Raw genomic sequence first — 21,399 nt, 5'->3', positions numbered from 1 at the left:
TGCAGTGATACTAAGCAAATGTAAGCCAAAGTTTAATAGCAGAGCCAATATCTGCGCAGGCCATTAACATGCCTTTTGTACACCTTTGTATACACTAAAAAACGGTTAAGTTTACACACCAAGTAGAGCAAAGGCTAAAAGCGATTATTACCGTAAACATTTAATTACAAATCAAGTTATACAAGTAAAGGCGCGGTTAAGATCACTTATAATATCGTTAACATCCTCTAAGCCAACTGAAAGTCTAATTAATCCATCACTAATACCAGCCGCTGCACGCTCTTCTGGAGTATAAGGTGAGTGCGTCATCGATGCAGGATGTTGAATAAGTGTTTCCGCATCCCCTAAGCTTACTGCTAGCGTGCAAAGCTCAGTGCTATTAATAAACTGCTCGCCATCTTTAAGGCTGCCTTTAAGCTCAAATGCAATAACACCACCAGCCGCCTTCATTTGATTACCAATAAACTTAAACCCAGGGTGTGACTCTAGACCCGGGTAATAAACCGTATTCACTTGTGGGTGTTGCTCTAAGAACTCGGCAATTATTTGAGCACTTTCACAATGGCGCTGTATTCTGATCGCCAACGTTTTTAAGCCACGATTAATCAACCAAGCGTCATGGGGGCTGATGGTCGCCCCAATATCTTTGAGCACCGTCATCTTAATTAATGTAATGTGCTCTTGACTACCACACACAAGCCCTGCCACAACATCACCATGACCATTTAAGTATTTAGTCGCGCTGTGAACAATTAAATCTATGCCATAATCAATGGGCTTTTGCAGTAACGGTGTGAGAAAGGTGTTATCGATCACACTGATTAAACTATGTCGTTTTGCAACTTGCCCTATTAGCGCTAAATCAATTATTGCCATTGTTGGGTTTACAGGTGTTTCAGCAAAAATCATTTTTGAATTAGGTTTTATAGCATCACGCAATGCCTGCTCATCAGTCATATCTACAAATGTGACGTCAATTCCCCAGCGCGGCAACATGTGAGCAAAAAAGGCAAACGTACAGCCATATAATGCACTTGATGCCACTAAATGATCACCTTGCGATAAGAAGCTTAATACCGACGCCGAAACAGCCCCCATACCGGTCGCTGTTGCAGCTGCCGCTTCGCAGCTTTCTAACTGCGCCACTTTTTGTTCCAGTTCGGTTGTTGTTGGGTTGCCTAATCGAGTATAAATATACCCCGGCTCTTCACCTGCAAAGCGTGCAGCTCCTTGTGCGGCGCTGCTAAAATGAAACGTTGAAGTTTGATATAAAGGTGATGTGAGTGCACCATGAGGATCGTTGGCTTTTTCAGGACCATGGATGCACTGGCTGTCGATGTGGAGTGTATTCATTGTTATTGCTCATTTTAATTATTATCAATAGGTCATAATTAAACGTATCGCGCTCTAAAGCACAAGCATGCCGGATGCTCAGATGGCTAGAGTATGTACAGGATCTTAGGGAGACTGTACATATATGTTGTCAGTCCCCCTTTTTGTTACTCCTCTTTTGATACAGACGGCTTTCGGCCCATGATTTTACTGGCAATTAATTGCGCTGTTCCTTTAAGCAAACTGCGCTTATGCTCAAGTCGCGGTAACGGACGACTTAGCTCCATAGCTTTATAACCGATCCGTGCGGTAAATATCCCAGCACTTAAGCCCTGTGCTGCACGCCCTGATAATTTGCCTAAAAGCTCAGCACTCAGCGCCGTTGCAGCTAAATCAGATACTAACTCTGCACTACCAACAAACATCACTTGTTTGATCAACATACGATAAAGTTTAATACGACTGGCGTAACCAAAACCGATACCGTAGATTTTGCCTATTTGCTCAATCAATTTAGTGCCACGCCACAACACTGCCATCATATCCACCAACGCCAGAGGGCTCAATGCCACTAACAAACCCGACTCAGTAGCAAAGCGGTTAATGAGCTTTTTAGCTTGCGTATCTTGCTTCACTAGTAAACTATCGGCGTACAAAGTCATAATTTCTTTATCACTATGATGACTATCAATACTTGCTTTAAATTCATCAAATCCTGTTAACTGCTGATGCTTATTAAGCTTTTCAAGCCAAGGCAATGCCCCGCCTACTTGCTCACTATTGAGTAAACGGTCTGCTTCATGGCGATGTAATTGATTGCGTTTTAAGCTACGTAACATTCTATACTCACGCCACAGTAAACGCCCTAATAACAATACACCGCTGAGCACAGCTATTAAATATACGCAACCAAAGATGATTGATTGCTGGAAGGTAATAACCATTGAAAAGATAAACTCAAGGAGCACCAAGCCAATAAAGCTCACAGCAAATACCCCTTTGAGGGTTTGCCATTTTGACTTTTTATACACTGGGGCTAAATCAATATCAGCTTCAGGTAGATCATCAACACTGTGCTCATACCCACCTTGATCAATCACTTTTGCAGTGGTTAATTCGGGCTCTTTTTCTAATGTCTCTGGCGCAGTATCAATACGTCGGCCAGCTTGAAAACGTGAAGCTGTCTCGCTCATGTTAGTTTATCTCCTAAAAGGTACTGCATGACATGATCTAAACGTATATGTTTTAGCTGCTTGTCAGGGCTTGGCATTGGCGAGAATGATAAAAACTCAAAACCATGGCTTGGCCATTCATCTTTATTAAGCATTCGCATTGGTGGTTGTGGCGGTAAATAAGTTAACCATTGCGACTCTAATAACGGCAAGCCATAAATACAATTAAGTGTTTTGCCTTGTTCCGTCACTTGTTTTGGCATGGTGGCAGTGATTGATGACATTGCCATTGTTTCAATTTTTACACCATCAAACTTTAAGTGGTTACTTTGCTCATGAACTAATGAATCCAGCAGTAGAGCCAAATCTTTATGATGAACACCACTTATATGGTCTGATTTATTGGCCGCAAAAAGTAACTTATCTATATTCGGTTTAAATAAACGTTTTAAAAAGCCTGTTTCACCATAATTAAAATGTGCGAGTAATTGATTTATTACATCGCCCTGCTCTTGCAGTGTTTCAGGTCCTTCATTCAGCGCGCTCAGTACATCTACTAATACAATCTGCCTATCAAAATGTCGAAAATGTTGGCTATAAAAAGGCTTTACCACTTCTTTTACATACGCATCAAAGCGTTTTTGTAAATGCGCTAAATTAGAACCCGCAATCGCGTCCTCTGTATAGCCTGCAACTGGAAAAAACAGTAACAGTGGTGCGCCTTGAAGTTCTCCAGGCATTAACATCCGCCCAGGTTGCAACATGGCAAGTTTAGTGTCTTTTTTAAGGCCAACAAGCAAAGCTTGATATTGTGTGGCAATGTCACTTAACGCGCTCTCATCTACTGGCGCATGTAAATCAAGGGCTGCAAGTGCAGTTAAAAATGCCTGTGACTTTTCCACTCGTGGAGGCTGTTGCAATAACGCGTATTGTTGCTCACTCCATTGCCGATAACTTTGCTGTAGCATAGGTAAATCCAGCAACCACTCACCGGGGTAATCAATGATATCTAGATACAAAGTTGACTGCGGTGAAAAGTGTCCTCGTAAACCGCTATCGCTACGATACTTGATTGCAAGGCGCAGGGTATTAATACGCTCAGTAGATGACGGCCACCTTGGTTGTCCTTCTGTAGGCAGTAATGCACTCAAAGCTTTAGGATAATCAAAAGTAGGAATTGTCAGGGCTTCTTGTGGAACTATTCTTGTAGCGATATGACGCTGCTGTTGCATAACATCAAAAAACGGTAAGTTTTTTTCATTCGCCTGGCTAGTCAAATGTTTCACCAAAGCTGTAATGAACGCAGTTTTACCACTGCCACTTAAGCCTGTAACCGCTAATTTTACATGCTGATCTAAACTGCGATGTACGGCTTTTTGCGCTCCGCCCTTTATTTTTTTTAATGTGCTTTTTGCAAATGAAGTGTTAATCATAATGATTGAGCACCTCAGCGGCATAAGTATTAGGCAGCTAAAGTGCTATTGAATCCTTTAAAGCTTATTAATTTCACGGCTAACCGTAAACTCGGTTGAAGTAACGTAGCGTTCCATATCTTGTAAACGTATATCAACACGATTTAAACGATCTTTCAAATCTTGTAAAGCGCGACGAGGCGGTTCACCTTTTTGCCATACTTTAAATTTTACTTCTAACGGATCGTCATGCTTACTTGACTGATCTTTAAACTGTGTCGACGAGTCTTTTTTGTCTAAAATAAACCAGGCTGCAATATACGCCACTACAAATAATGGACCGCCAGTCAATAAGACTGCACTGACAAATATAATGCGAACTAACCATAACTCCATATTGAAGTAATCACTTAGCCCTGCACATACACCCGCTATTTTTCCACGTTGTGGGTCTCTTAATAATTCGCGTTTGGTACTCATACTTTACGCCTCCACTGTGGTGCCTCTTGATCAAGCAATGCTTCTAATGTTTCAACTCTGTCGGCCATTTTTTCAGCTTTTTGTGCAAGTTCCAGCAGCTGGCGATGTTCGTGTTCGCTCAAGCCTTGGCTTACTTGTTTTTTACTACGATAATGTAAAATCAACCACAGTGGCGCGACAAAAATCGTAAACATAACAAATGGTACAATTATTACCTCTGAATCAAACATAACCCTCTCCTGACAATCCGTATTTGATAGTTTAAGCAGGGGCACACGGGCCCCATATATTTTTATTTATCAGCTAACTTCTTTTTGAGTGCTGCTAACTCGTCATCAATTTGCTCATTTTGTTGCAAGTCTGCAATCTCATCAGCCAATGACTTTTTACCTAAATCGTACGATTCTACTTGTGATTCTAGACCATCAATCTTCGTTTCGTAACGTTCAAAGCGATTAAGGGCATCTTCAACTTTAGAGCTATCCAATGCTTTTTTCACTTCAAGGCGTGACTCTGCAGAGCGTTGACGTAAGATAATCGCTTTTTGACGCGCTTTTGCATCTGCAAGCTTATCTTGTAACGTACTCACTTCTTGCTGTAATTTGTCAATGTGTGTTTCGACATGACTTAATTCACTTTCAACGGCTGCTACCGCTTCAGCAGATTTTTGCTTCTCAAGTAATGCTGCACGAGCTAAATCATCACGATCTTTACTCAATGCGAGTTCAGCTTTATCTTGCCACTGAGCTACTTGCGCTTTTAATGTATCTACACGACGCACTAATTCTTTTTTCTCTGCTAACGTTTTAGCTGAGGTTGAACGAACTTCAACTAACGTGTCTTCCATTTCTTGAATGATAAGACGTACCATTTTTTCAGGATCTTCTGCTTTATCTAAAATGGCATTGATATTAGAATTAACGATATCTGCAAAACGCGAAAAAATTCCCATAATATTTACCTCTGTGATGTTTAACTTAATTGGTCTACAGTTACTGTTACAATATGCTTGCCAACTTTATAAAATATAAAATACATTAATACTTTCAAAAAGTTAAACTAAAAATACAAATTCCTTTAGTTCTCTGCAATTATGAAATACACTAACAGTTAGTAAAAATGACTAAGAGTTAGGGAATATGAGCCAATTTCGCCAACAAGACAATTTACTCGGTCAATCAGACAGCTTTTTAGCTGTGCTTGATCAGGTTTCGCAGCTAGCAAGTTTAGATAAGCCGGTCCTTATTATTGGTGAGCGAGGCACAGGTAAAGAACTAATAGCAGCCCGCTTGCACTTCTTGTCAAAACGTTGGGAGCAAAGCTATATTAAACTTAACTGCGCTGCATTGAACGAAAACCTACTTGAAAGTGAGCTGTTTGGTCATGAAACAGGTGCATTTACAGGGGCGAGCAAACGCCATGAAGGACGATTTGAACGCGCAAACGCCGGTACACTTTTTTTAGACGAACTCGCAAACACTTCTGCGATGGTTCAGGAAAAGCTGCTGCGTGTCATTGAATATGGTGAGTTTGAGCGAGTCGGTGGTAAACAAACTATAAAAGTCGACACCCGATTAGTATGCGCTACCAATGAAGATTTACCTTACCTAGCTGAACAAGGCGAATTTAGAAGCGATTTACTCGATCGCCTAGCATTTGATGTTATTACACTGCCACCGCTGCGAGAACGCCAAGAAGATATTATGCTGTTAGCTGAGCAGTTTGCAATCAACATGGCGCGTGATCTTGAATGGCAATTATTCAGTGGTTTTACTCGTAGTGCTGTTGATATTTTACAGTCATATGAGTGGCCCGGTAATATTCGTGAGCTTAAAAATGTAGTGGAGCGAAGTCTGTATCGCCACGGCAATGAACATATCCCCGTTCACCAGATTATTTTAGACCCTTTTGAAAGCAAGTTCAGACCAAAACATCGTATTAAAGCACCTGTAAAAACACTCGAAGCCGCGCCTGTTTTAACTACGCCAAATGAGAGTGTGATCACACATAGCGCTGCCCCCATTCAATTTCCGTGTAGTTTAAAAGATCTTTCCAATGAATTCGAAATCGATTTGATCAATAAAGCGCTTGAGCACAGCCAGTTTAATCAAAAGAAAACTGCAGAAATACTCGGTTTAACGTATCATCAATTACGAGGTTATTTAAAAAAATATAACTTACTAGATCAACAGTCATAGTCAGGGGCTAAGCAAGTGTATAAATTGTTACTTGGTATTATTACGCTATGCCTTACAGGCTGCCTAGATACCAAAGAAAAAACACTCGAAGAAAAAAATCAAGGCTTAGTCTATTGCGCTGAGGCAAACCCCGTATCGTTTAATCCTCAGGTTACAACCACAGGCTCAACCATTGATATCATTGCAAATCAGTTATATGACCGTTTGATCAGTATTGACCCTATTACGGCAGAGTTTAAAAGTGAGCTGGCAACTGATTGGAAAATAAGTCCAGATGGAAAGTCGGTCACTTTTACCTTGCGTAAAGATGTAAAATTTCATACTACGTCTTACTTTACCCCCAGCAGAGATTTTAACGCTGACGATGTGATATTCACCTTTAGCCGTTTATTTGATGTCTATAATCCATACCATTTTGTTGGCGATGCCAATTACCCTTATTTTCAAAGCGTGGGGATAGATCAGCTAATTCGGCAAATTGTCCGTGTATCTGATCACCAAGTCCGGTTTGAATTATTTAATGCAGAGAGTAGCTTTTTAGCCAATATGGCAACAGACTTTGCTGTTTTGCTGTCTCGTGAATATGCCCTGCAGTTAAAAGAACGCGAGCAAACCAACTTATTTGATCAATATCCGGTTGGCACTGGCCCTTATATTTATAAAGAATACAGACGTGATCATTTGGTTCGTTACTATCGTAACCCTGACTATTGGAAGCACAAAGTTGTTCTAGAGCAATTGGTTTATGACATTACACCTAATGGCACAACCCGTATTGCAAAAATGCTCACTAAAGAATGTGATATCACCGCCCACCCAAGCAGTACACAACTGAGTATTCTTGCTCAACGTGATGACATTGTCGTACAAAAAGAGACTAACCTTAATATCGGGTACTGGGCGTTTAATACACAGCGTCCACCATTTGATGACTTAAGAGTACGTAAAGCCCTTGCTCATGCCATTGATATTGAAAAAATTATGCAAGCTGTGTATTACGGTAATGGCATTCGTGCAAAGTCTATTCTGCCGCCAACATCATGGGCATTTCAAGCACAAACTAAATTACCGGGATTTGACCCTGATTTGGCAAAAAAACTATTGGCCGATGCAGGATTACCCAACGGCTTTGATATGACTATTTGGGCAATGCCCGTGAGCCGTATTTATAATCCCAATGCACGAAAAATGGCTGAGCTTATGCAAAGTGATTTACGACAAATTGGTATAAACGTGAGCATTATAGAGTACGAATGGAACACATTTATTCAACGTATTGGTGAACACCGCCACGACAGCGTCTTACTTGGTTGGGCAGCTGACACCCCAGACCCCGATAACTTTTTTAGTCCATTGCTCAGTTGCACAGCAACCTTTAGTGGTAAAAATCCAGCAAATTGGTGCAACCCTGAGTTTGACTTATTACTCACTCAAGCCCTCGACACAACTGATTTGGCAATGCGCAAAACATATTATCAACAAGCTCAAACTATGATTGTTCAAGAGTTACCATTGCTCCCACTGGCACATGGTATGCGCTTCCAAGCACGCAGTGCTGACGTTGAAGGGGTTCAACTTGGTCCGTTTGGGGCTATTTCCTTAGCAAATGCGAGGAAAAAATAATGATACTTGATTATATAATGCGCCGCTTAGGTTTATTACTTTTTATGATGGTAACGCTCAGTGTGTTTACCTTCTCCTTGAGCTATTTATTTCCAGGTGACCCTTTAAGTAATTTAAGTGGCATTACTAATACAAGCTTTTCACAAACGAGCGAACTACAAGATAAGTATCAATTTAACGACAATTATTTAATGCAATATTTTGCTTTTTTAGGACGTATTTTGCAAGGTGACTGGGGGCTTTCATTTGCCTCTGGAGACAGTGTTTTTAGTCATATTATCGATTTATTTCCAGCCACATTAGAGTTAAGTATTTACGCCTTAGTTATTTCTGTCACCTTTGGCGTACCTGCAGGGATTATTGCTGCGGCATACCAAAAAAGCTGGCCTGATAAACTGATAAATTCAACGACTCTTATTGGTTATTCAATGCCTGTTTTTTGGCTAGCCTTACTCCTTATTATGGTGTTCTCACTGCAACTAGGGTGGTTTCCGATGTCTGGAAGAATGGGGCTGCTCTATGAAATCCCCTCGCAAACCGGCTTTATTTTACTTGATATAGCGCTGGCTGACTTTCCATATTCAGGCATGGCTATGCTAGATGCATTGCATCATTTAACACTGCCCACAATTGTATTAGCCATGTACCCAACTACCGTGTTAGTTCGTTTCACCCGAGACTCAATGCTCAATGTACTCGAACAGAGTTATATTAAAACCGCACGAGCCAAAGGCCTAAACCGTGCCCAACTCATAATGCACCATGCACTGCGTAATGCACTGCTGCCTGTAATAAAACAAATTGGTTTACAGTTTAGTACCTTGATCACCCTGGCGATGATCACTGAAGTTATATTCTCGTGGCCAGGCGTTGGTCGCTGGCTAATAGATAGCATTTACCAACGAGACTACCCTGCTATACAGGGTGGCTTATTGGCCGTATCAATGTTTGTGATCCTTGCAACCATTGTTGCCGAACTCACCTATACCTTATTCGACCCGCTGTCACGGAACCAAGCGCATGGCAAAGTTTAATTTATTTTCAGAAGAGTCGAATAAGTCGCCATTAGCGCGGTTTTGGCGCAAATTCAAATCCAATCACCCGGCAGTTGTTGGGTTATGGCTTTTTAGTGCTTTTGCAGTTCTCGCTGCCGCCGCTCCATTGATTGCCCCCTATGGCGTGAATCAGCAGCACAGTGAAGCACTGCTGATCCCTCCTTCATGGCATGAAATGGGCGATGTGCGTTTTATACTTGGTACAGATGACCTAGGCCGAGATGTGTTATCAAGGTTAATGAATGGCGCAACCTATACATTTGGACTCTCAATTGTCGCAGCATTACTAACAACGGTCATTGGTGTGGTAGTTGGCACGTTTGCAGGGATAAGCCGTGGCATTCGCTCTAGCTTTTTAAATCACCTTCTTGATATTACATTATCAATTCCATCTCTGTTATTAGCTATTATCATTATCGCAATTTTAGGCCCTGGGTTAATGAACACAGTGTGGGCGATTATTCTCGCGCTGCTACCACAGTTTATTCATTCTGTGCGCAATCTTATAGTGACTGAGCTAAATAAGGATTACATCACTGCATTTAAACTTGATGGCGCCTCTAATTGGCATATTCTCTCGCGTGGGATTTTTCCAAATATTTATGAACACATTGTGGTTATTTTTACTATGGCTTTATCAACCGCTATTTTAGATATTGCCGCATTAGGGTTTTTAAAGCTAGGTGCTCAACCCCCCACCACTGAGTGGGGCGCTATCTTAGCAGAAAATTTAGGTTTAATTTACCTAGCGCCATGGACTGTGGGCTTACCAGGTGTATTACTCTTTTTAGCGGTCCTATCTACTAACTTAGTTGGTGATGGGCTGCGACAAGTACTAAAAGCACGAAAGGCAGACTAAATGCAATTACTCGACATTAGAAATCTAACCATAGAGCTGCGTACATCTGATACCGTAATACGTGCCGTCGACAGAGTGAGCCTGAGCCTCAAAGAAGGTGAAGTGCATGCATTAGTTGGTGAGTCTGGATCCGGAAAAAGCTTAATAGCAAAAGCTATTGTTGGAGTTTTAAATGAACGCTGGCATATCACCGCTGACCGAATGCACTGGCGCGGTGTTGATTTAATGCGCTTATCAAGCCAACAACGTAGAAAAATTGTTGGCCAAGACATTGCTATGATCTACCAAGATCCAAGTCGTTGCCTTGATCCAACGGCAAAAATATTTGACCAAATAGCTGAAACCTTACCGCCAGTGCACAGTTCAGGCTTTTTCTTAAAGCGAAATCGAGAACGTAAAGATAGAGTCAAAGCATTAATCCATAAGGTCGGTATAAAAGATCATGAAAAAGTACTTACCAGCTACCCGCATGAACTTTCTGAAGGTGTCTGTCAAAAAGTAATGATTGCGATGGCTATTGCACGAACGCCAAAATTACTCATTGCGGATGAACCAACAACGGCACTTGAGAGTACGACTCGGGCACAGGTTTTTCGATTATTAAAAAGTTTAAACCAACTTAAGAACATGTCGATTTTAATGATTTCCCATGAGCTAGAGGAAATTGTAGACTGGTCTCACGGAATACACGTTCTATATTGTGGACAAATGGTTGAAGCTGGCCCTACACAACGTATATTCTCCCATCCTCGCCACCCTTATACACAAGCATTGTTAAAAAGCTTACCTGATTATGAGCATGGCCTTGCTCATAAAGAACCGTTTTACGCACTCAAAGGCACAATACCTACTTTGCAGCATTTACCAATTGGTTGCCGCCTTGGTCCTCGTTGTCCACAAGCACAAAAAGCCTGTGTAGTGACTCCCCCATCAACAAAGCAGCATGGTCATAGCTATGCGTGTCATTTTCCATTAATTAAGGCTATGAAATAATGCAGCCACTATTAAAGGTGCAAGCCTTATCTAAATGCTTTAATTTACGTGCAAGCTTATTTTCACGTAAACAATTTAGTGTCCTAAAAAATATTTCGTTTTGCTTAGAAAAGGGGGAAACTCTGGCAATCATTGGCGAAACAGGCTCTGGGAAAAGTACTTTAGCAAAACTTTTAGCAGGCGCAGGCACCGCCGATAGCGGGCAAATATATTTAGACGGTAATATTATCGAAGACAATGGCGTAAGAGATACACAATGTCGCCATATTCGTATGATATTTCAAGATTCAGAAGCTTCTCTTAATCCTGGTTTAACCATTGGTGACATGCTTGATGATTGCTTACAATACAACACATCATTAGATAAAGAGACGCGGGTTGAAAAAATTAAGGTCACTCTGGCTAAGGTTGGCTTATTAAACGATCACCAACATTATTACCCTCATATGTTCAGTGGCGGTCAATTACAGCGTGTTGCATTAGCAAGGGCGTTGATTCTTGATCCAAAGGTTGTGGTGCTTGATGAAGCGTTATCATCTTTAGACCCTTCTGTACGAGCTCAAACCGTAAATTTACTACTTAAATTACAACAAGAAACTGGCTTAAGCTATATTTTAATAACACATCATTTAAGTCTAGTGCGCCACATTAGCGATCAATTAGTCGTACTTGAGCATGGTGAGATTGTTGAATATGGAAGAACTGAAGATGTTTTCCAAGCACCTAAGTCGCGCGTAACACAAAAATTATTTAACTGCTGACCCTCAATATATGCGCGAGGCGACCCGCGCATAAAATATACCCATTAAGCAGGTTGAATTAATGATTCAACAATTTTTAACGCTTTAATTTCATTTTCATCAGTAATGCCGTCAGCTTCAATAACTTGTTTAAGTAATTCTAATACAAACACCCTCATTGATTGATCTACAATATGCGTCATTCGATGCTGAATAAATGACTCAATGTCATCACTTTGTACAGCCAAAACACATTTACTTGTCATATCAATAATGTAGTTATCAAGGTTAATCGCTGAATTCCACTCAATCTTATGCGCCCATGTTTCAACAACAGTTAACTCTTCCTCTGCAATCGAACCATCAACAGCGACAAATAGTAATGCAAGATCTAACAGTGATTCTTTTTGTAACTGTTCAACACAGATACCCATATCAAAATTATTTAATAGCTGCTCGAATTTCATAACGATCCTTTGATAAAATTTGCGTTTAAGCACTGAGCTTATACCAAAGTACATTAAAAAGTAACCTAAACAAGTTTGCTAAATTTAAGTAGTTGATACCAATTTGCATAAGTATTTGAACAATTTAACAAATAAAATCACTCTGTAACGTCGCAGCAAATACTCGGTTGGAAACTAGGGCGTGCTGACCATTATGGATTGAAATTTATTTAATCTAGGGGCGATTTAATCGCGGCGCGAGGTTTGGAATCGAGTGAGCTAAGTAAAAATTGAGCAAAGCTTCCGCGTCCTGCTCACGCCCCTAGGAAGAATCCTTTGGTCACGTTATCGCCTATTTATGGGGAACACCACACACCATAGGCGCTGCCTTGCCTAAATACCAAATAGACTGCTGCAAAATCAATCACGAAAGGTCAACACGCCCTAGCATACTGTCAGTGAAAAACAAAAAAGGCGCCATTGGCGCCTTTTTATTTATTAGAATAAACTTATTCTGCGGCTTGTGGTGCTACCGGCAAGTTTAACTCAGCGTTTGCTTTTAAAGCTTCAATGAATACCATGTAGTTTTTGTTAACTTGGGCCATTGTAATATTTTGCTTAAGCTGCGCTTCGATTTCGCCCTCAATAGCTGCATCTGTCACTGTTTTAAGAGCAACAATTGCTGCATCGCCGTTATTTAACTCAACCTTTTCAACTACTGGAGCAGTACTAGGATGAGCCATTTTAAAGGCGTGTTGAACGATTGCTGGAGAAACCGTATATGCTTGACGTGTCAGTGTAGCCTCTTGGCGTAGTTCTAAGCTTTGCTCAGTTGCTACGTTTGTTAAGCTCTTACCTGCTTTAATTTCTGCGTATAAGGTAGTTGCTTTCTCTTTAGCAAGTTCTGATGCTTTTTGGCTCACTAAACGCGCTTTTATCTGTTCAGACACATCTACAAGTGGTTTTGTCGTTGCAGGCACATACTCGCTAACTCGAACCACAATAACGTGCTCATCACCGATTTCAAGTACTTCTGAATTCATTTTATCTTCAAGCACGTCTGGCGAGAATAATGCTCTCATCACTGCGGGTGTGTTAAGTGGTGCTGGTAATGCGTTGCGTTCAACTAGCGCCGTTGTTTGTACTTCAACACCGGCAACTTCAGCTGCATCAACTAAAGTATCTGAAATCTCAAATGCAATTCCAGCCATTTCTGTTTGCTTTTCATAAAACGCATTTACTTTTTCAGTACGCTCTAGTTCCGCACGTAAATCAGCTTTAACCGCATCATACGCTTTTACTTGTTGGCTTTGGATATCAGTTAACTGAATTATATGGTAACCGAACTCCGATTGTACAACCTCTGAAAAGTCACCTTTTGCAGCAAGTGCAAACGCAGCGTCTTCAAATGCAGGATCCATCATATCGCGTTCGATCCAATCTAAATCACCGCCCATTTCAGCACTAACAATATCATCAGATGATGATTCAGCTAATTTAGCAAACTCAGCGCCTTGTTGTAATTGCGCTAATAAATCTTCAGCTTTACTTTTAGCTGCATCATCGTTTTCACTGCTATCAATTAAAATATGTGATACACGGCGTTTTTCCGGTTCTATATATTGCGCACTGCTTTGCTCATAATACGCTTTAACGTCATCTTCAGTCACATTCGTTTCAAGGTTTAAGTTCGCAGCATTTAAATCAATATAGCTTACTGATACCTGTTCTGGAGCTAAAAACTGTGATGTATTTAAATCGTAGTAATCTGCAATTTCTTGCTCATTAACAACGATACTGTCTTGTAGGCTTTCTTTGCTAACTACAATGTAATCAATGCTACGAGTTTGTTGTTGTAGTGCAATCGCGCTTGTTAATTCATTTTTCAAAGCAAAATCGCTGCCTGCAACAGCTGATACAAGCTGGCTACGAGTCATTTCTTCACGAAGGTATTCACGAAATGCTTCTGGTTGAAAATTCATTTGACGAATAACTTGTAAATAGCGATCGTTATTAAATTTTCCACCAATTTGAAAGTAAGGCAGTTCTAAAATTGATTTTTTAACACTATCATCACTTACACGAAGGCCTAACTCTGCAGCCAGTTGCGTTTGTAATTCTTGTTGTACTAAACGATCAACCACACCTTGGCGAATTTGCGCCATATAATTTGGATCTGCAGCAATTTGCGCGAAATATTCACCAAATTGTTGTTCCAAGCGTGAACGTTCATTTTGTAGTGCTCGGCTAAATTCGGTTTGGCTGATTTTAACTCCATTTACTTCAGCAACGGGTTGTTCTGTGGTTTGACCTAGGTAACCACCGATCCCTGCTAAGGCAAAAGATAAAATTACCGCGCCTAAAATAACTTTTGCTACTGGTCCTTGCGAACCCTCTCTTATTTTCTCAAGCATTTATTTATCTCTATTCTATTCGAGGCAGAAATCGCCTTGCTCATGTAAAAAAAGCGTATCTTACCAGATACGCTTTTTTTCTTGAAGCAGTTGGCGATAAAGATAGTTAATTGTGCTAAAAAGCGACTAACTTCTTACACTGCCAAAACTAACCTACTAAAACAGTGATTAGCTATTACATGCATCTTTTAGCGCTTTACCAGCTTTGAAAGCTGGAATAGTCGCTGCAGCGATTTGAATTGTTTCGCCAGTTTGTGGGTTGCGGCCTGAACGAGCGGCACGATCGCGTACTGAGAAAGTACCGAAACCAACTAGAGCAACTGAATCGCCATCTTTAAGAGCGCCTGAAACAGACTCGATGAATGAATCTAGTGCACGACCCGCAGCCGCTTTAGAAATGTCAGCGTCAGCTGCGATTTGATCGATTAATTGAGATTTATTCACAATATCATCCTCTTTCATTGTTATTATCAAGAGCGATTGTTTTTTAAACTAACATCACTATTTTGAAAATTTTAGAGCAAACTTTTTCATGCTCATACGATTGTATTTTTTCTTCAGCCTAGGCCACATAAGGCCTAGGCTTGAAAACCAGTGCTTAACTTATCATACCATCTAGATTTGAAAAGCCCTTTCAAGCACTTTTTTTCGCTTTTTTACTGGTTTTTTGGTGTTTCGACTGAAAAACTCTCAACTGGGTGTACTAAAGCAAGTTTTAAAACCTCATCAATCCAAGTAACAGGGTGAATATCAAGGCCTGCCAATACGTTGTCAGGGATCTCTTTTAAGTCACGTTCGTTAATTTTTGGAATAATAACGGTTTTAATACCACCTCGGTGGGCCGCTAGTAACTTCTCTTTTAAGCCACCTATTGGTAATACTTCACCACGCAACGTAATTTCACCCGTCATTGCAACATCAGCACGAACAGGATTACCCGTAAGACTTGAAACCAAACCAGTTACCATAGCAGCACCTGCACTTGGTCCATCTTTTGGTGTTGCTCCCTCAGGCACATGTACATGAATGTCACGTTTTTCATAAAAATCACTGTTAATTCGAAATTCATCTGCACGATTACGCACAACAGTCATAGCAGCTTGAATCGACTCTTGCATGACATCACCAAGTGAACCGGTGTAACTTAGCTTCCCTTTACCTGGCATCGCAGCACATTCGATCGTCAGTAAATCACCACCTACTTCAGTCCAAGCAAGGCCTGTTACTTGACCAATACGATCGCCGTCTTCTGCTTTACCGTAATCAAAGCGTTGTACACCTAAGAAATCTTCAAGGTTCTGTGCATTGATAGTGACGGTTTTAGTGCCTTTTTCAAGCAAGATATTCTTAACGGCTTTGCGACATAACTTAGATATTTCGCGCTCTAAATTACGTACGCCAGCTTCGCGGGTATAATAGCGAATAATACCAATTATAGCGCTGTCTTCTAAAACAAGTTCGTCGTCTTTTAAGCCATTGCGTTTAACTTGCTTAACAATTAAATGCTCTTTTGCAATATTTAGCTTTTCATCTTCGGTGTAACCCGACAAACGAATAACTTCCATCCGATCTAATAATGGGCCAGGAATGTTAAAGCTGTTAGATGTTGCAACAAACATTACATCCGACAAATCGTAATCAACTTCTAAGTAATGATCAGCAAAATGACTATTTTGCTCAGGATCGAGTACTTCTAATAAAGCCGATGCTGGATCACCACGCATATCCGAAGACATTTTGTCAATTTCATCTAATAAGAATAATGGATTTTTAACACCCACTTTACTCATATTTTGGATTAGCTTACCTGGCATTGAGCCAATATAAGTACGGCGATGACCACGAATTTCAGCTTCGTCGCGTACGCCACCCAGCGCCATACGTATGTACTTACGACCCGTAGAGCGTGCAATCGATTGGCCTAATGACGTTTTACCAACACCTGGAGGCCCTACTAAACATAAAATTGGCCCTTTTAGTTTATTAGTACGTTGCTGAACCGCAAGATATTCAATAATACGCTCTTTTACTTTATCAAGACCGTGGTGATCGCTATCAAGGATTTTTTGCGCACCGGCTAAATCTTTTTTCACTTTTGAGCGTTTTTTCCACGGTACATTAATTAATGTATCTATGTATGAACGCACGACTGTCGCTTCTGCCGACATTGGTGACATCATTTTTAGCTTGGCAAGCTCTGAATTTGCTTTTTCTTGTGCATCAGTGCTCATACCCGACTCTTCAATACGTTTTTTCAACGCTTCGAATTCATCTGGTACATCATCAAGTTCACCCAATTCTTTTTGGATGGCTTTCATTTGCTCATTGAGGTAGTACTCACGCTGCGATTTTTCCATCTGCTTTTTAACGCGGGTACGAATTTTCTTCTCAATTTGCAATAAATCGATTTCACCTTCCATCAACGCCATTAAATATTCAAGACGTTCCGTTACACTGGCAATCTCAAGTACTTTTTGCTTTTCTGGCACCTTAAGCGGCATGTGTGCTGCCATCGTATCAGCAAGGCGTGGCGCTTCATCAATCCCACTGACCGATGTTAATACCTCTGGTGGGATTTTTTTATTGAGCTTTACATAGCCTTCAAACTGACTTATTGCGCTGCTGATGAAAATATCTTGCTCTTGCTCATCGATTTCCTCAGAGCTAATAAACTGCGCGTTAGCAACAAAGAAGTCTTCATTTTCAATGAAGCTTTCAAGCTTTGCTCGTTGCGTACCTTCTACCAATACCTTTACTGTACCATCTGGTAATTTTAGTAATTGAAGTACGGTGGCAATAGTACCAACACGATAAATATCATCTTGTTCTGGTTCATCGACTGTTGCGTCTTTTTGCGCAACAAGGAAAATTTGTTTGTCTTTATCCATTGCCGCTTCAAGGCATTTTATTGATTTTTCACGGCCTACAAAAAGCGGGATCACCATGTGCGGATATACCACGACATCGCGCAGTGCTAACACTGGGATTTCGACTCGATCTGTTCTCTCAAGCGTCATTATTTTTCTCTTCGCTCTTCATTTATTTTAAAGATTACTCAAGTATATGGGGATAACCTAAGTAAAGTTCAACAATTTTACGTAATTGGATTAAATAAATTATAAAAAAAGGAGCCTAAGGCTCCTTTTTTATCAAAGTGAGTATATATTACTCTGCGGCCACTTTATCTTGAGTCGCGCTTTGATAGATCAAAATAGGATCTGATTCACCTTTAATAACGGTTTCATCAATCACTACTTTGCTAACATCTTCCATTGATGGGAGTTCGTACATGGTATCAAGTAATACAGCCTCAACAATTGAGCGAAGACCACGTGCACCCGTTTTACGCTCCATTGCTTTGTGGGCAATAGCGCGAAGCGCATCATCACGAAACTCAAGTTCAACGTCTTCCATACCAAATAATGCGCCGTACTGTTTAGTTAAGGCGTTTTTAGGCTCATTTAGAATTTGCACTAAAGCCGACTCATCTAATTCAGTTAACGTTGCAACCACTGGTAAACGGCCAATAAACTCTGGAATTAAACCATACTTTACTAAATCTTCAGGTTCAACATCTTTAAATGTTTCACTTAAAGAACGACTTGCCGCTGATTCTTTGACTTGTACGCCAAAACCGATACCAGTATTTTTCTGGCTTCGCTGCTCAATTACTTTATCAAGGCCAGAGAATGCACCACCACAGATAAATAAGATTTTAGAGGTATCGACCTGTAAAAATTCTTGCTGTGGGTGTTTGCGCCCGCCTTGTGGTGGAACCGATGCAACTGTACCTTCAATTAATTTAAGCAATGCTTGTTGCACGCCTTCACCCGATACATCGCGTGTAATCGAAGGATTATCCGATTTACGTGAAATCTTATCAATTTCATCAATGTAAACAATACCGCGCTGGGCTTTTTCTACATCGTAATCGCACTTTTGTAATAGCTTTTGGATGATGTTTTCAACATCTTCACCTACATAACCGGCTTCAGTTAGTGTTGTTGCATCTGCCATCGTAAATGGCACATCTAATAAGCGTGCAAGTGTTTCGGCTAATAATGTTTTACCACTACCCGTTGGGCCAATTAGTAGAATATTACTTTTGCCTAACTCAATATCAGATTTACCATTTTGATTACGCAAGCGTTTATAATGATTATAAACCGCTACAGAAAGTACTTTTTTAGCGTGATCTTGACCAATTACATAATCATCTAAGTGATTACGAATTTCTTTTGGTGCAGGTAGTTTATCAGACGTGTTGTGCTTAGGCGCAATGTCTTTGATTTCTTCCCTGATGATATCGTTACACAGCTCTACACATTCATCACAAATGTATACTGAAGGACCTGCAATTAGCTTACGAACTTCGTGTTGGCTTTTGCCACAAAAAGAGCAGTATAACAATTTATTACTTTTGTCGCCGTCTGTAGGAGTGTCAGACATTCAGCTACCTCATCTTATACGTTGGCTGCCAAACTACTTAGCAGCTATTTCAATACGCTCAACTATACCAAATTATATTGGTTTTCACATAGTAAAGGACAAAGCTAGTAACAATTAACTACTAGCTTGTGTAATTACTTGCTCTCGCGATTAGTAAATACGGCGTCAACTAAACCATAATCAACAGCTTGGGCTGCACTCATAAAGTTATCACGGTCGGTATCTTTTGAAATCACATCTAATGGTTGGCCAGTATGCTCTGCCATTAAACGGTTTAATTTGTCTTTAATAGACAGGATTTCTTTGGCGTGTATTTCAAAGTCAGATGCTTGACCTTGGAAACCGCCTAATGGTTGGTGGATCATTACCCGTGAATTAGGTAAACAATAGCGTTTGCCTTTTGCACCAGCTGTTAATAAGAATGCACCCATGCTAGCCGCTTGGCCAACACAAATTGTACTTACATCTGGCTTAATAAAATTCATGGTGTCATAAATTGCCATGCCCGCAGTAACTGAACCGCCTGGTGAATTGATATATAAAAAGATATCTTTTTCTGGGTTTTCTGACTCTAAAAATAGCATTTGCGCTAAAATTAGGTTAGCCATGTTGTCTTCAACCGGGCCAGTTAAAAAAATGATTCGCTCTTTTAATAGTCTCGAATAAATATCATACGAGCGCTCGCCTTTCGCTGTTTGTTCAACAACCATAGGTACTAATGCATTGAGTGGATCTGTAATACCAGTGTTCATATTTATCTAATTCCTTATGCGCTTATACTTATCCTTATTATAAGGAAGCATAGTTATTTTTTGGCGAAATTGAAGGCCACAAACTAAAATGGCTCGGGCACGCTGCATAATACAGTGTAACACGAGCCATTTAATCGTTAGCGAGGGCTTAAGTCAATGACTTATTATGCACCTTGCTGTGGATTCATGATGTCATCAAATGCTTTTTCAACGTCAGTTACATTTGCTTTAGCTAAAATAGCTTCAACAGCTTGCTCTTCCATTGCTACATTACGCATTTGCTGCATAAGTTGATCATTTGCTTTGTAATATTCTACAACTTCAGTAGGATCTTCATATGCAGAAGCCACTGTTGCAATTAATGCTTCAACTTTAGCATCATCAACTTTGATCTCGTTCGCTTTAATTACTTCACCTAATAATAGGCCAGTTTTAACGCGAGTTACAGCTTGTTCGTGGAACAATTCAGCTGGAAGCTCAGGCATGTTTTTAGCGTCGCCACCAAAACGTTGTGCTGCTTGTTGACGTAGTGCATCAATTTCTTGATCTACTAGCGCTTTAGGCACATCGATTTCGTTGTTAGCTAAAAGACCTTTGATTGCTTGGTCTTTCACGTTAGCTTTAACCGCTTGGTCAAGTTCACGTGTCATGTTCTTTTTCACTTCTTCTTTAAGTGCGTCAACGCCGCCTTCAGTTACACCGAATTTAGTTGCGAATTCTTCGCTTAATTCAGGTAGCTCTTGCGCTTCAACTTTCTTCACTGTGATAGTGAATTGAGCTGCTTTGCCTTTAAGATTTTCAGCATGGTAATCATCAGGGAATGTTACATCAGCAACAACTTCTTCGCCTGCTTTTTTACCTACGATATTATCTTCAAAACCTGGGATCATACGACCTTGGCCAAGTTCTAATGGGAAGTCTTCAGCTTTTCCGCCTTCAAATACTTCACCGTCGATAGTACCTACGAAGTCAACTGTTACGCGATCGTTCTCGCCAGCAGCTGTATCTACGTCAGCCCAATCTGCGTGTTGCTTACGAAGAGTTTCTAGCATGTTAGCTAGATCTTCGTCAGTAACCGTTACAGCAGGTTTTTCAACAGCAATTTTGTCTAAACCTTGAACTTCTACTTCAGGGTAAACTTCAAATGTTGCTGAAAACTCTAAATCTTTACCCGCTTCAAGTGCTTTAGGAGCAAATGTTGGTGCGCCAGCTGGGTTAATTTTTTCAGCTACAATAGCTTCATAAAAATTACGTTGCATTACTTCGCCAGCTACTTCTTGACGAACTGCGCCACCGTAACGTTTGTTGATTACAGACGTTGGTACTTTACCAGGACGGAAACCATCAATACGCTGGGTTTTAGACAGTTGTTGTAAGCGTTTTTTTACTTCGGTCTCAACGTTCTCTGCAGGAACGGTGATGGTCAGACGGCGCTCAAGGCCTTGAGTCGTCTCAACAGAAACTTGCATGATAT

General features: G+C 40.6%; 19 protein-coding genes. 6 read left to right on the top strand and 13 right to left on the bottom strand.

Translation table 11 applies throughout. From position 1 onward, the window contains the following. Positions 1-171: 171 nt before the first annotated feature. The 6 genes from megL to pspA form a co-directional block, all read right to left on the bottom strand. Positions 172-1,353: a methionine gamma-lyase gene (gene megL / locus HJP15_RS05360; protein WP_054206316.1), complete on the bottom strand. Its 1,182-nt coding sequence runs from the start codon at positions 1,351-1,353 to the stop codon at positions 172-174. A 146-nt stretch (positions 1,354-1,499) separates the two neighbouring features. After that, positions 1,500-2,525 carry a TIGR01620 family protein gene (locus HJP15_RS05355; RefSeq protein ID WP_170173198.1) on the bottom strand — a complete coding sequence of 342 codons (1,026 nt, stop codon included), beginning with the start codon at positions 2,523-2,525 and terminating at the stop codon, positions 1,500-1,502. Further along, positions 2,522-3,937, bottom strand: a complete 1,416-nt coding sequence (locus tag HJP15_RS05350; RefSeq protein ID WP_170173197.1) for a YcjX family GTP-binding protein — start codon at positions 3,935-3,937, stop codon at positions 2,522-2,524. The genes HJP15_RS05355 and HJP15_RS05350 overlap by 4 nt, the downstream gene beginning before the upstream one ends. Before the next feature lie 57 nt (positions 3,938-3,994). Next, on the bottom strand, positions 3,995-4,396 hold the full coding sequence (gene pspC, locus HJP15_RS05345) for an envelope stress response membrane protein PspC (RefSeq protein WP_054206314.1): 402 nt from the start codon (positions 4,394-4,396) through the stop codon (positions 3,995-3,997). After that, positions 4,393-4,626 carry an envelope stress response membrane protein PspB gene (gene pspB / locus HJP15_RS05340; protein WP_054206313.1) on the bottom strand — a complete coding sequence of 78 codons (234 nt, stop codon included), beginning with the start codon at positions 4,624-4,626 and terminating at the stop codon, positions 4,393-4,395. The genes pspC and pspB overlap by 4 nt, the downstream gene beginning before the upstream one ends. Positions 4,627-4,688: 62 nt before the next feature. Beyond that, entirely contained in the window at positions 4,689-5,348 is a 660-nt protein-coding gene (pspA, locus tag HJP15_RS05335) for a phage shock protein PspA (protein ID WP_054206312.1), read from the bottom strand. A 187-nt stretch (positions 5,349-5,535) separates the two neighbouring features. Here pspA and pspF point away from each other — a divergent pair, with 187 nt between their 5' ends. From pspF to HJP15_RS05305, 6 genes are read left to right on the top strand one after another with little or no spacing between them, the layout of a single operon-like run. Further along, entirely contained in the window at positions 5,536-6,594 is a 1,059-nt protein-coding gene (gene pspF / locus HJP15_RS05330) for a phage shock protein operon transcriptional activator (RefSeq protein ID WP_054454955.1), read from the top strand. A gap of 15 nt (positions 6,595-6,609) precedes the next feature. Next, positions 6,610-8,217, top strand: coding sequence for an ABC transporter substrate-binding protein (locus tag HJP15_RS05325; protein WP_054206310.1), 1,608 nt, complete (start codon positions 6,610-6,612; stop codon positions 8,215-8,217). Beyond that, positions 8,217-9,251, top strand: a complete 1,035-nt coding sequence (locus tag HJP15_RS05320; protein WP_054206309.1) for an ABC transporter permease — start codon at positions 8,217-8,219, stop codon at positions 9,249-9,251. The genes HJP15_RS05325 and HJP15_RS05320 overlap by 1 nt, the downstream gene beginning before the upstream one ends. Continuing rightward, entirely contained in the window at positions 9,238-10,131 is an 894-nt protein-coding gene (locus tag HJP15_RS05315; RefSeq protein ID WP_054206308.1) for an ABC transporter permease subunit, read from the top strand. Before HJP15_RS05320 ends, HJP15_RS05315 begins: the two co-directional genes overlap by 14 nt. Continuing rightward, positions 10,132-11,124: a peptide ABC transporter ATP-binding protein gene (locus HJP15_RS05310; RefSeq protein WP_170173196.1), complete on the top strand. Its 993-nt coding sequence runs from the start codon at positions 10,132-10,134 to the stop codon at positions 11,122-11,124. Beyond that, positions 11,124-11,885 (top strand): ATP-binding cassette domain-containing protein, encoded by a 762-nt coding sequence (locus HJP15_RS05305; RefSeq protein ID WP_170173195.1) that lies wholly within the window; start codon positions 11,124-11,126, stop codon positions 11,883-11,885. Before HJP15_RS05310 ends, HJP15_RS05305 begins: the two co-directional genes overlap by 1 nt. A gap of 44 nt (positions 11,886-11,929) precedes the next feature. On the opposite strand, the gene HJP15_RS05300 is transcribed toward HJP15_RS05305, so the two are convergent. The 7 genes from HJP15_RS05300 to tig all read right to left on the bottom strand — a co-directional run bounded on the left by HJP15_RS05300 (position 11,930) and on the right by tig (position 21,394). Beyond that, entirely contained in the window at positions 11,930-12,331 is a 402-nt protein-coding gene (locus tag HJP15_RS05300) for a hypothetical protein (protein WP_054206351.1), read from the bottom strand. Positions 12,332-12,819: 488 nt separating this feature from the next. Next, the gene (locus tag HJP15_RS05295) at positions 12,820-14,724 is read right to left on the bottom strand and encodes a SurA N-terminal domain-containing protein (RefSeq protein WP_170173194.1); all 1,905 of its coding nucleotides are present in this window, start codon (positions 14,722-14,724) and stop codon (positions 12,820-12,822) included. A 168-nt stretch (positions 14,725-14,892) separates the two neighbouring features. Continuing rightward, on the bottom strand, positions 14,893-15,195 hold the full coding sequence (locus HJP15_RS05290) for an HU family DNA-binding protein (protein WP_305777735.1): 303 nt from the start codon (positions 15,193-15,195) through the stop codon (positions 14,893-14,895). A gap of 185 nt (positions 15,196-15,380) precedes the next feature. After that, complete coding sequence (gene lon, locus HJP15_RS05285) at positions 15,381-17,741, bottom strand: endopeptidase La (protein ID WP_054206304.1); 2,361 nt, start codon at positions 17,739-17,741, stop codon at positions 15,381-15,383. 148 nt (positions 17,742-17,889) lie between these two features. After that, a complete protein-coding gene (gene clpX, locus HJP15_RS05280) occupies positions 17,890-19,173 on the bottom strand; it encodes an ATP-dependent protease ATP-binding subunit ClpX (protein ID WP_054206303.1) in 1,284 nt (427 codons plus the stop codon). 134 nt (positions 19,174-19,307) lie between these two features. After that, entirely contained in the window at positions 19,308-19,925 is a 618-nt protein-coding gene (gene clpP / locus HJP15_RS05275; protein WP_054206302.1) for an ATP-dependent Clp endopeptidase proteolytic subunit ClpP, read from the bottom strand. A gap of 164 nt (positions 19,926-20,089) precedes the next feature. Further along, a complete protein-coding gene (gene tig / locus HJP15_RS05270; protein ID WP_170173193.1) occupies positions 20,090-21,394 on the bottom strand; it encodes a trigger factor in 1,305 nt (434 codons plus the stop codon). Positions 21,395-21,399 lie beyond the last annotated feature (5 nt).

It is taken from the genome of Pseudoalteromonas sp. NEC-BIFX-2020_002 (genome assembly GCF_013002825.1).
Classification (GTDB): Bacteria; Pseudomonadota; Gammaproteobacteria; order Enterobacterales; family Alteromonadaceae; genus Pseudoalteromonas; species Pseudoalteromonas neustonica.
This window is presented reverse-complemented; position numbering and strand designations above follow the sequence as displayed.

What these genes read in the sequence shown, in the direction of transcription:
- megL (WP_054206316.1), bottom strand. Translation starts at nt 1,353, where the DNA reads ATGAATACACTCCACATCGACAGCCAGTGCATCCATGGTCCTGAAAAA.
- HJP15_RS05355 (WP_170173198.1), bottom strand. Translation starts at nt 2,525, where the DNA reads ATGAGCGAGACAGCTTCACGTTTTCAAGCTGGCCGACGTATTGATACT.
- HJP15_RS05350 (WP_170173197.1), bottom strand. Translation starts at nt 3,937, where the DNA reads ATGATTAACACTTCATTTGCAAAAAGCACATTAAAAAAAATAAAGGGC.
- pspC (WP_054206314.1), bottom strand. Translation starts at nt 4,396, where the DNA reads ATGAGTACCAAACGCGAATTATTAAGAGACCCACAACGTGGAAAAATA.
- pspB (WP_054206313.1), bottom strand. Translation starts at nt 4,626, where the DNA reads ATGTTTGATTCAGAGGTAATAATTGTACCATTTGTTATGTTTACGATT.
- pspA (WP_054206312.1), bottom strand. Translation starts at nt 5,348, where the DNA reads ATGGGAATTTTTTCGCGTTTTGCAGATATCGTTAATTCTAATATCAAT.
- pspF (WP_054454955.1), top strand. Translation starts at nt 5,536, where the DNA reads ATGAGCCAATTTCGCCAACAAGACAATTTACTCGGTCAATCAGACAGC.
- HJP15_RS05320 (WP_054206309.1), top strand. Translation starts at nt 8,217, where the DNA reads ATGATACTTGATTATATAATGCGCCGCTTAGGTTTATTACTTTTTATG.
- HJP15_RS05315 (WP_054206308.1), top strand. Translation starts at nt 9,238, where the DNA reads ATGGCAAAGTTTAATTTATTTTCAGAAGAGTCGAATAAGTCGCCATTA.
- HJP15_RS05310 (WP_170173196.1), top strand. Translation starts at nt 10,132, where the DNA reads ATGCAATTACTCGACATTAGAAATCTAACCATAGAGCTGCGTACATCT.
- HJP15_RS05305 (WP_170173195.1), top strand. Translation starts at nt 11,124, where the DNA reads ATGCAGCCACTATTAAAGGTGCAAGCCTTATCTAAATGCTTTAATTTA.
- HJP15_RS05300 (WP_054206351.1), bottom strand. Translation starts at nt 12,331, where the DNA reads ATGAAATTCGAGCAGCTATTAAATAATTTTGATATGGGTATCTGTGTT.
- HJP15_RS05295 (WP_170173194.1), bottom strand. Translation starts at nt 14,724, where the DNA reads ATGCTTGAGAAAATAAGAGAGGGTTCGCAAGGACCAGTAGCAAAAGTT.
- lon (WP_054206304.1), bottom strand. Translation starts at nt 17,741, where the DNA reads ATGACGCTTGAGAGAACAGATCGAGTCGAAATCCCAGTGTTAGCACTG.
- clpX (WP_054206303.1), bottom strand. Translation starts at nt 19,173, where the DNA reads ATGTCTGACACTCCTACAGACGGCGACAAAAGTAATAAATTGTTATAC.
- clpP (WP_054206302.1), bottom strand. Translation starts at nt 19,925, where the DNA reads ATGAACACTGGTATTACAGATCCACTCAATGCATTAGTACCTATGGTT.
- tig (WP_170173193.1), bottom strand. Translation starts at nt 21,394, where the DNA reads ATGCAAGTTTCTGTTGAGACGACTCAAGGCCTTGAGCGCCGTCTGACC.